Source organism: Moorena sp. SIO4G3, from assembly GCF_010692305.1.
GTDB lineage: Bacteria > Cyanobacteriota > Cyanobacteriia > Cyanobacteriales > Coleofasciculaceae > Moorena > Moorena producens_A.
The window spans coordinates 1-10,807 of the sequence record NZ_JAAHIG010000299.1 but is presented as its reverse complement, the minus strand read 5'-3'; the positions used below and the strand labels follow the sequence as shown (position 1 = coordinate 10,807).

Annotated in this window: 8 protein-coding genes; 5 read left to right on the top strand and 3 right to left on the bottom strand. The window is 41.6% G+C overall.

Features of this window, described 5'->3' with window-relative positions:
• Window positions 1-86: 86 nt before the first annotated feature.
• Entirely contained in the window at window positions 87-1,061 is a 975-nt protein-coding gene (locus F6J99_RS33715) for a hydratase (RefSeq protein ID WP_293119624.1), read from the bottom strand.
• An 818-nt stretch (window positions 1,062-1,879) separates the two neighbouring features.
• Here F6J99_RS33715 and F6J99_RS33710 point away from each other — a divergent pair.
• On the top strand, window positions 1,880-3,529 hold the full coding sequence (locus F6J99_RS33710; protein WP_293119623.1) for a response regulator: 1,650 nt from the start codon (window positions 1,880-1,882) through the stop codon (window positions 3,527-3,529).
• 304 nt (window positions 3,530-3,833) lie between these two features.
• On the opposite strand, the gene F6J99_RS33705 is transcribed toward F6J99_RS33710, so the two are convergent.
• A complete protein-coding gene (locus F6J99_RS33705; RefSeq protein ID WP_293119621.1) occupies window positions 3,834-3,965 on the bottom strand; it encodes a hypothetical protein in 132 nt (43 codons plus the stop codon).
• 124 nt (window positions 3,966-4,089) lie between these two features.
• Between F6J99_RS33705 and F6J99_RS33700 the strand changes: the two genes are divergently transcribed.
• Both F6J99_RS33700 and F6J99_RS33695 read left to right on the top strand, forming a co-directional pair.
• Window positions 4,090-5,484: an ABC transporter substrate-binding protein gene (locus F6J99_RS33700; RefSeq protein ID WP_293119620.1), complete on the top strand. Its 1,395-nt coding sequence runs from the start codon at window positions 4,090-4,092 to the stop codon at window positions 5,482-5,484.
• Window positions 5,485-5,823: 339 nt separating this feature from the next.
• The gene (locus F6J99_RS33695; protein ID WP_293119618.1) at window positions 5,824-8,307 is read left to right on the top strand and encodes a hybrid sensor histidine kinase/response regulator; all 2,484 of its coding nucleotides are present in this window, start codon (window positions 5,824-5,826) and stop codon (window positions 8,305-8,307) included.
• A 247-nt stretch (window positions 8,308-8,554) separates the two neighbouring features.
• Here the strand turns inward: F6J99_RS33695 and F6J99_RS33690 are convergent, their stop codons facing one another.
• Complete coding sequence (locus F6J99_RS33690) at window positions 8,555-8,947, bottom strand: hypothetical protein (RefSeq protein WP_293119616.1); 393 nt, start codon at window positions 8,945-8,947, stop codon at window positions 8,555-8,557.
• 199 nt (window positions 8,948-9,146) lie between these two features.
• On the opposite strand from F6J99_RS33690, the gene F6J99_RS33685 reads away from it, so the two are divergent.
• Together F6J99_RS33685 and F6J99_RS33680 are read left to right on the top strand one after the other, a co-directional pair.
• The gene (locus F6J99_RS33685) at window positions 9,147-9,272 is read left to right on the top strand and encodes a hypothetical protein (RefSeq protein ID WP_293119614.1); all 126 of its coding nucleotides are present in this window, start codon (window positions 9,147-9,149) and stop codon (window positions 9,270-9,272) included.
• 12 nt (window positions 9,273-9,284) lie between these two features.
• On the top strand, window positions 9,285-10,661 hold the full coding sequence (locus F6J99_RS33680; protein WP_293119612.1) for an ABC transporter substrate-binding protein: 1,377 nt from the start codon (window positions 9,285-9,287) through the stop codon (window positions 10,659-10,661).
• The last annotated feature ends 146 nt before the right edge of the window (window positions 10,662-10,807 follow it).

Sequence of the window (10,807 nt, the reverse complement as noted above, 5' to 3'; positions counted from 1 at the left end):
CTATCCTCTTCCGATCTCATCGCTACTCCCTACTCCCTACTCCCTACTCCCTACTCCCTATTCCCTTTATTATACCGGACATGATATTACTCAAAACTAACCGATATTTCTACCTTTCCTTTTGGATCTAATCCAATATATTGAGCACGAATTGTAGTCCCAGATTTAACATGAACTAGAGGAGTCATCGAGCCTAAAGACAGTAAATCGCCTTTCTTCAAAACTTTACCTGATGCCTTCAAAGAATCTTTTAACCAAAGTACTACCTGTAAGGGATTCCCTAATAAAGCACTACTTTTACCAACAGCTAACTCATTACCAGCCTTATCTACCATTACAATCTTGATATTTTTTAATCGTTCTTCCCAATCAGGGGTAGCAGATAAAGGAATCGGTGTTCCTAACACTCCCAAGCGAGCACCGACATTAATTGCTACCAAAGCAGTGCCATTAAGACTCACTTTTGGGTCATAAACTAAATCTGGTAGTTCCATGAAGGGAATGACGGCATCAAGAGCAGCTAATGCTTCTTTAGGGGTAGTAGCATTATTAATCTCTTCGCTACCAACTCTAACCATTAAGTCTCCTTCATATACAGGTCGAGTACCGAATTTGGCAGGAACAACCGCTCCACTGTTGAGCAACATCTTTTCGAGAAGTACACCTCGTATGGGTTCAGAGACTTTGAAGCGCTCTTGAGCAGCAGGATTAGTCAGTCCAGCTTTGTAACCTACAACGTTTCCTAAACTAGAGCTTAACTGTTGTACAAATTGGTCTTGCAAAGCCTGAGCTTGTTCAACGCTTAGCTGAGTCGCAACTGCCCTAGCTGGGGTTTTGTTTAGATAGCTAGTTGTCAATTCCTCCACCACACGACCATCAGGGGTTTGGTCTAAAACTTTAGTAGGAGAGCTACTAGTTGAGTTGGAGTTGTTCTTAGCCCCAGTGAGGTTGCAGCTTGGCAGATATAGAACCGAAGCCAATAGTACAATTGCTAGGGAAATAGATTTGATATCTTGCATGGTGTTGCTAGAGCTGTTTTCAGGATTCAAAGCATTTGGCATAACTCAAGAGCCGAAAATTGCTTCACTTCCATTTTTTGGTGTTACTTATGAGTTAAAGAAGGGGAAGTATACATATAGAGAATTTACGACCAAGAGGAGGTAACCATAAGCGTATAGAAAAGTCTAGACAAAAGCCTAGACAAAGGGGGGATGATTTCAGCTTATCCCATCACTGAATCAATACACTAGTTGATCTCGACTGTCGGCGAGCTAATCAGCAATCGGTAGTGTTGACGGTTAACTGTTAACGGTTGACTGAATACACTCAGCCGTCAACGGGAAATCCGATTCCCTGTCTTCGAGGATCAGCTTCAAGAGATTATTAATCCAAGTCAGATCATGTCCGGTGGAACACTGATCTCGGAACATTCCAAATCTGTAACTGGAGTGTGAGGGTCTCGCTGACTAGCCTATAGTCAGCTAGCAACATGCTTGCACTACAAAATAACAAGTAACAAGTCACGAGTAATAAGTAACAAGTCACGAGTAATAAGTAACAAGTCACAATTTTCCTGAATAGGAAGTGATTAACCGGACTTAATCTCATGTAAGCATTCAGCTATCAGCTATCAGCTATCAGCTAATGGGTTAAGTCACAGCGTCGTTCGCACAGCGTGGCCATTCGCGTAGCGTGGCCTAAAGGCCAAGGCCAAAGCCTGTGCCACACTACTGTTCGCGAAGCACCGATCTAGTAGCGCAATCGGTGCTTTTGAATCAAATAAGCTGAACGCGCACCCGTGAGCCAAAAGCTGACGGCTGACTGCTGAATGCTTACAATCTCATACCTTGGCGATTAGGAAATATATCAATAAGTAACAATGAACCAATCACCAAACACTGGAACAGTTTTAATCGTTGATGATAATCCCAATAATTTATCAGTTCTCTACAAAACTTTGGAAAGTGCTGGGTTTCAAGTAAGAGTAGAAATGGATGGTGAAGGAACTATTGAACAAGTAGAGTATGAACCACCTGATCTCATATTATTAGATGTAAATATGCCAGGTATTGATGGATTTGAAACCTGTAAAAAGCTCAAGAATAATCCCAAATCCCAAGATATTCCCATAATTTTTATGACAGCGTTTGCTGATATAAACCATAAAATAAAAGGATTATCCTTAGGAGCAGTAGACTATATCCCAAAACCCTTTGAACAAGAAGAGGTATTAGCTAGAGTCAGGCTCCATTTGAAACTAAATTTTTTGACAAAAACCCTCGCTGAACAAAACGCCTATCTCCAAGACGCTAAACAAAAAGCAGAAGTAGCTAACCAAGCTAAAAGTGAATTCCTAGCTAACATGAGTCATGAACTCCGTACTCCCCTCAATGGTATTCTAGGATATGCTCAAATTCTCCAACGTGATGCGGCTAAAGCCGCTTCCAAAGGCGAACGAAATTTAACCACCAAGCAACTCGAAGGCTTAAAAATTATTCAGAAAAGCGGTAGCCATCTCTTGACTTTGATCAACGATATCTTAGACTTATCCAAAATCGAAGCTGGGAAAATGGCACTGTATCCCACAGAATTTAATCTACCAACCTTCTTAGAGGAAGTGGTTGGAATCATCCGCATGCGAGCTAGTGAAAAAAATATTGTGTTGAGATTTGAACAAAAAAGTAACTTACCGACTGGTGTTAAGGCAGATGAGAAACGGCTCCGACAGGTACTGATCAACTTGTTAGACAATGCAGTAAAATTTACCGACCAAGGCAACGTAACTTTCAACGTTGGAGTGATTGAAGACCAAAACCATAACTCCGTTGATCAGGAGCAATATTCCCAAATCCAACATCGGAGGATTTGCTTTGAGATCATTGATACCGGGATAGGAATTAGCCCTCAACAATTAGAGAATATCTTCCAACCCTTTGAACAAACGGGGGATAGCAAATATCGGGCAGCTGGAACCGGCTTAGGCTTAGCCATATCTCGGCAGTTGGTGGAATTTATGGGAAGCCAACTAAACGTTAAAAGTGAGTTAAGTAAGGGTTCAATGTTTTGGTTTGATGTTGCCTTACCTGTGGTTAAAGTTACCGAAGCTAAACGGAATATTGCTGGTCAAGTGATGGGTTACCACGGAAAACGACGCAAACTGCTAGTGGTGGATGATAACAAAGAAAATCGGTTGGTATTACTTAATATGCTTGAACCGTTAGGCTTTGAGGTGGTAACCGCAGACAATGGTCAGCAGGGATTGGATGTCGCCATAACCATCCTACCCGATCTGATTTTGACTGATTTATTCATGCCGGTCAAAACTGCTTTTACCATGGTGCCAGAAATGCGGGAAATACCTGATCTGAAAAATGTGCCGATCATTGCTCTTTCAGCCCGTACTTTTGACATAGTCCAGAAGCAGAGTCAGATGCTGGGCTGTGAAGGTTTTCTAGCGAAACCCATTGACCAGGATAGGTTACTTGGTTTGTTGGAGCAGCTATTGCAATTGCAGTGGGTTGATGAGTAACGTACTCTAAGACTAATTTTCTTTAGTCAACACAGAGATCAAGGATAGGGGGAAAGGGCAATAGGGAAAGGGAAAAGCCCTGTGATTATATCCTTTGCCCTTTAATGTTTCACTTTTTCGAGATTGATTAAGTCAGTCAGGGATTTTTAAAAATGGTATAACACCAAATCCTCTCATGTCCGGGAGGAGCGGTATTGTAACGTTTTGGGAATAGGTATTAGGTATTAGGTAATTGTGATTACTCCTTTAGGATTACCTATTATTCATTACCTATTACCCATTACTCACTATACTAGTTGAGTTTTCAATTGGGTGAAGTACTTTCGTCTTGGGTTAATGGGAGTAGGGAGTAGGGAGTAGGGCGTAGGGAGTAGGGCGTAGGGAGTAGGGAGTAGGGAGTAGGAATGGGTTCATCTCCATCCATGAAATTATGCAAGAGTGAGATGCACCCAATAATTGACGCAAACACTATCAGAAAAATACTTTTGCAAGAGGTTTATTGACACGTTACTGGATAATATCATACTAACGGACTTGATAAGTGTAACGGTTAAAGACTTATGCGACGACGGGAATTCAATCAACTCCCTTGGTTTTTGCTCGGTTTGGGATTGGCTAACTGTACTCACAATTCCCAATCATCAAGACAATCATCAAGACAATCATCAAGACAATCATCAACCTTTGACACAGCTAAAACACTTAGCATCTGGTGGCAACAGGGTTTTTATCCAGAAGAAACGGATGCACTCCGGAAAATCATCGACCAGTGGGAACAAAACAGTGGGATTAAAGTTAAATTAGTCATCATACCTCAGAAGGATATTCTCAAAGAAATCGAGAGTGCGATCGCATCAGGTAATCCTCCTGATATTTTCTATGCAGGGGTAGCAGACTTGACCATTATTCCCCGTCTAGCATGGAATAACCAACTGGTAGATGTGTCTGATGTGATAGAGCCTCTGAAAAACTGGTACAGTGAAGGGGTTCTTGCCGGAGTCAATTATCAAAACAAAGTTGCTAAAAAACGTAGCTACTATGCTGTACCAATTATGCAATCAGCCATTCATATTCACTACTGGCAAGACATCCTGACCGAGATTGGTCAGGCAAAGGGGGCAATTCCCAGAGATTGGCAGGGATTTTGGCGGTTTTGGGAGCAGGTTCAGGGACAGTTGCGTCAGAGCAGTTATCCCAATATGTATAGTATCGGCATGCCTATGTCCATGAGCTTAGATACCTACAACAATTTTGAGCAATTTCTAGAAGCCTATAATGTCAAACTAATTGATAAAAATGGCAAATTACGCTTAGACGACCCCCAAGTTAAGCAAGGCATTGAGGCTGCTCTCAGGAAATATACCAGTTTTTATATCAATAAGAATGTGCCACCGGATGCCGTAGATTGGGATAATACAGGCAACAATGTAACGTTACTCAGCCGCACTAGCCTGATGACGGTCAATCATACTCTCTCAGTTCCAGGTTCCCAACGACAAGATCCCGAAATTTACACCAAGCAACTTTCTACAGTTAAGTGGCCAAATAAACCTAGTGGGGAACTGATGAGATTCATCGTAGAGATCAAACAGGTCATTCTCTTTAAAGCGTCCAAAAAACAGGAGTATGCCAAGAATTTTATCTCATATTTGGCACAACCGCAAAACTTACAAGCCTACACAGAAGGGTCTCAGGGTCGATACTTACCTGTGATGCCAAAACTGTTTGAAAAACCCTTTTGGAAAAATCCCAGTGATCCTCATATTTCTGTGGCGCTACAGCAGTTAAAACACACCCGACCAGCTTATCAAGTGTTAAATCCAGCTTATAGTGAAGTAGCTGCTCAAAATGTTTGGGGTGAAGTGATTAGAAAAATTGTGGTGGATAATTTCTCAATTAAGCAAGCTACTAATCGAGCTATTGATAAAATCAATAAAATTTTTTATAATTGGTAGAAAATTAGTTAGCTTCTTCGTTATCACAATGCTTGTTATAGCATTTTTAGTTTAATTTTGAACATAGGATTCATAAAAAACGGGAACAGGGAACAGGTAACAGGTAACAGTAGTCAAGATATCCGAGGGTTTTTTGGTGTTATGATAAAGCGATGCAGCGTGGCGCTGCATCCCTTAAAACCATCTTTATAGCATCCATGCATGCCTTTTGCCTTAAAAGCATAAGCAATGTCGCTCAAACGTCGCTGAGAATTGCTATAGCTGACTGTTAATAGTTTCATAAATACAAATAATTAATTTTATGCGAAAATCTAAATTATCGCGCTTATTATCATTGTTATGATCAAATCAACTCAAAAAACATTACTGTCAAAGCTAGTCACTTACTTCTCACTTTTATCAGTTGTTACGGTAACCATTGTAGCAATTACTGCTTATATTTTAGCTAGGAAAGCTCTCAAACAATCTGTCTTTGATCGACTCAGTGTTGCTGTGTCTATCAAATCTGCTGAACTCAATCAATGGTTTAACAATCAGCGCCAAGATGTCCTGTTATCGGCTCAGTTACCAGAAATCCGAAGACAAGCCGAGGTCTTGCTCAGCAGCAAAAGGTCTCAAACCCGGTCAAAAGATTACCAAATCGCCTATCATAGCATTTCAGAATACCTGACTGATTTAGCTGCCATTAAGCCTAATCTACGAGAAATTTCCCTGCTCACAACTGGTGGGATTATCATTTTCTCAACTAACAAAACCCTGGAGGGCAACTATCAACCCCTTGGTGCGACTACCACTTACTTTACCCCAGAGCAAACGGACATTAAGCCAACGTTTTATAGCTCTTCGCAAACAGGCAAAACAGCCATCACCTTTGCCACTCCACTGTTTAACCAATCCGGTAAGCGTATGGGAGTGATTTCCATTACTCTCGATCTTCAAGAAGTTGATAACCTAATTCGAGACCGTACTGGCTTAGGTGAGAGTGGCGAAACCTATCTAGTCGGTCGATTGGAACGAAAAAATATATTCATCGCCTCAGCTCAGTTTGAGAATCAAAAATACTCTAACGGAATTAGTAGTTTGGGTATTGATAGCGCTACCCAAGGAAAAAATAGTGCTGGGCTTTATCGCAATTACGATGGGATACCTGTTATCGGTGTGTATCACTGGTTGGAGAAACAGAACCTGGCGTTACTAGCTGAGATCTCTCAGCAAGAAGCTTTTACTCCCGCTCGTCGGCTAGCTGGGAACATTGTGCTGATTGGATTGAGTTCTACTGGAGTACTGTTAGTGGCAGTTTATCTACTATCAAGCCAGATTACTAAACCGATTCGGGCAATCACAGAGGCAGCTATTCAGGTAGCTAGTGGCAATCTAAACCATAAAGCTCCTGTGTTGAGTGACGATGAAACTGGTGTGTTGGCTCGGTCATTTAACCAGATGGCACAGCAATTGCAGGATTCTTTTACGGCCCTAGAGAGAACGAATCAGGGTTTAGAAATCCGAGTGCAAGAACGTACTGCCGAATTAGGGAAAGCTAAAGAAGCTGCGGAAGTTGCTAACCAAGCTAAAAGCCAATTTTTAGCTAACATCAGCCATGAATTGCGCACTCCCCTTAATAGCATCTTAGGCTATGCCAGAATTCTCCAGCGCGATACAGCTAAAGTTGCTATCCAAGACGATGGGGTGAAGGGCAGCACCCCAATGAGCGATCGCAATTTAAGACACCAGCAAATACAAGGTTTAAAAATTATAGAGCAAAGTGGAACCTATCTATTAACCCTAATTAACGATCTCTTAGACTTCTCTAAAATCGAAGCCCGTAAGATGGAACTGTACCCCAGTGACGTTCATTTTCCAAGCTTCTTGGAAGGGGTAGTTGGTATTATCCGCATGGGAGCTAATGAAAAAAATATCTTGTTTAACTATAAAACTCAGGGGAACCTACCCACAGGGGTTAAGGTCGATCAGAAACGGTTACGACAGATTTTACTCAATCTATTAGGTAATGCAGTTAAATTTACTGACCAAGGTAATGTCACATTTAATGTTGGAGTCATTGAGAAACAAAACCCTATCTTAGGAATATCGAAGTCTTCCAACACCAGGATTCAAGGGGGAGATTATAACATCGATTCTCGGACGATCCGCTTTGAAGTGATCGATACTGGCATAGGAATCAGTCCTCAACAGTTAGATAAAATCTTCCAACCCTTTGAACAAGTAGGGGATACCGAGCGTCGGATAGCTGGAGCGGGTTTAGGTTTAGCTATCAGTCAGCAAATCGTTAACTTGATGGGAAGTAAACTAAAGGTTAAAAGTCAATTATACCAAGGTTCAACATTTTGGTTTGATGTTACATTACCTGTGATAGATATTGTTGCCAATTCTGAACAATATATTGCTGTTCAAGGGTTGATTTATAAAGGAAAACGACGTAAACTGTTAGTGGTGGATGACATAACAGAAAATCGCTTGGTATTGCTAAATATGCTGAAACCTTTGGGTTTTGAAGTGGTATTAGCCCAGAATGCTCAGCAAGCATTGGAGCTGGCCAGGGTAATTGGACCGGATCTGATTTTAACGGATTTATTCATGCCTTTTAAAACGGGTTTCACGATGATTCCGGAACTACGACAGATACCGGAAATGAAGCATGTACCAATTATTGCCTTCTCTGCTAACAATTGGGATGTTGTCAAGAAAGAGACTCAGAAACTTGGCTGTGATGCTTTTCTGCCGAAACCAGTTGACGAGCAGAAATTACTGGCATTATTGGAGAAGTATTTACAATTGGAGTGGGTTGATCAAGAGGTGTCGTAAGCATATGCGCTACGCGCACGCTGCGCGAACAGCAGTCAGCAGTCAGCAGTCAGATTAAAATAAACCTATGCAGGCCTATGGCCACGCTACGGGAACGGTAGAATTTAAGATTGAGATATTAATGAGAATTTAAAGTCTGGGGATTTGCCTATCAAAGCTAATGCGCCTAGCGCATTAGCTGATAGCTGATAGCTGATAGCTGATAGCTGATAGCTGATAGCTTACACTGTTTAGTTATCAAAAAAAATTACTTTTTTAACAATAATAATGTAGTCAATATCAGGACTAAAATTGCTTCAGTTCCCAAAAGACCGTAGATGGTTTGTCTTTGGTCAGGGGTGAAGGCAAAATAATCGATAAATACCGTGTAAATAATGAACTGAGAGAGAATTCCCACTAAACACAATCCAATGCCCCACACTTGTCGCTGCCAAAGTCCAATCACTGCTGCTGTATCGAGAATGCCATAAAAAACATCGCCAATTCTCCAGGTTAAAGGTGTTTCTAACCACGGCATTTCACCAAAACCTGCTATATTACTAAAGTGGACAATCGCGCCATAGGCAAAGACAAAGGCGAGGATTCTTAAATAAATGCTCATCCAAGGGCGTTTTGTAGCTTCGATCAAATAGTCCACCATAGGTCATACGTCCGTGAAAAAAACTACTTCTGTTCACTTTAAGGATAGCGCTTGTTGTGGCTATAGAAAGAAGCTAAGGAATTGGTTTTAACCAATTATCAATTATTAATTATCAATTATTAATTAATAATTATCAATTATCAATTATCAATTACCAGAGATTGAATACCAATCCCTATAGGAATTGTGATAATTTTTCATGCCATATTCCCTACTCCCTACTCCCTACTCCCTAGTCCCTTTGCTAAATTATGATCTTTGGCAAAATGACCACGATTGGTTCATCGGTAAGAGTAGAGTTGTCATGTCTGCACAACGGTTTTGAGGTTCAAGAATCATGCAGCGACGCCAATTTACTCGACTATCCTTGTTCTTATTTGGTCTGGGGTTAGCTGACTGTAGTAAGAATCAAGTTGAGTCTACCAAAGGATTTACGATAAACCGGAGTAATTCGCTGCGCATCTGGTGGAGTCAGGGTTATTATCCAGAGGAAACTGATGCACTCAAAGAAATCATCGCCAGGTGGACACAAAAGAGTGGAATTAAGGTTGAGCTTAGCCTTTTATCTGAAAAAGATACGTTAAAGGAACTCAATAATGCGATCGCAGCAGGCAACCCTCCGGATATCTTCTATAGTATTGAAGCGGATACCCAGATCATCCCCCGTCTAGCATGGAACAACCAATTGGCAGATGTTTCTGAGGTAGTAGAACCTCTGGAAAAGGTATACACTGGCAGTGTTCTACAGAGTGTTAGTTATCTGAACAATGTGGCGAAGAAGCGCAGCTACTATGCTGTGCCGATCATGCAGTATTCAGTCTACATTCACTGTTGGCAAGACTTACTGGCAGCTATTGGTAAGACGCCAGACGTGATTCCCAACGATTGGCAAGGGTTTTGGCAGTTTTGGCACTTCGCTCAACAGCAACTACGTCGCCAGGGTCAACAGACTATTTATGCTATTGGTTTACCCATGTCCGAGGCTTCTGATACCTTCGACATCTTTGAAAATTTCCTAGAAGCCTACAATGTGAAACTGATCAACTCCAATGGTCGGTTACGCTTAGATAATCCCCAAGTGCGTCAGGGGATTACCGCTGCCTTAGGGAAATATACCAATTTCTATAAGAATGGTACGGTACCACCGGAAGCAGTGGATTGGGGAAACACTGATAATAATATTGCCTTTCTTAGCCGCACTACGTTAATGACAGCTAACCCATCCCTATCGATTCCCGGTTCCCAACGGCAAGATCAGGCAATTTACACCAAGCAACTTGCTACTGTGCCATGGCCGAACAAGCCAAAGGTCGAGCCTATGAAACCCATCGCTTCAATTGGGCAGGTGATTCTGTTGGAAAGATCGGATAAAAAGCAGGTTGCTAAGGATTTCTTGTCCTATTTGGTACAACCGCAAAATCTGGAAACATACATCCAAGGTTCTCAAGGGCGATTTGTTTCTGTTTTGCCTAAAGCTTTACCAGACCGATTCTGGAATGATGGAACAGATCCCCATATTTCAGTCGCTCTAAAGCAGTTACAACAAACCACCCGTCTACCCTATCAAGCCTTCACCCCAATTTACGCTGAAGTACAATCCCAGAATGTTTGGGGTAAAGCGATTAGAAGAATAGTTGTAGATGGTTTGTCTGTGGTGCAAGCTACCAATCAAGCGATCGCACAAATCAAACAAATTTTTGCTGATTGGAAGTGATCATAGGTATTAGTCAATCCCGATACTTTTTAGCTACCAAAATCTACAAATCAGATTTTGGCTCACGCTTTGCAAGCTGGATTTTGCCAGCCAGGGGGTATCTCCCAAGGCATTACCCGGACTATGCCCGGCTTAGCGCATAAATT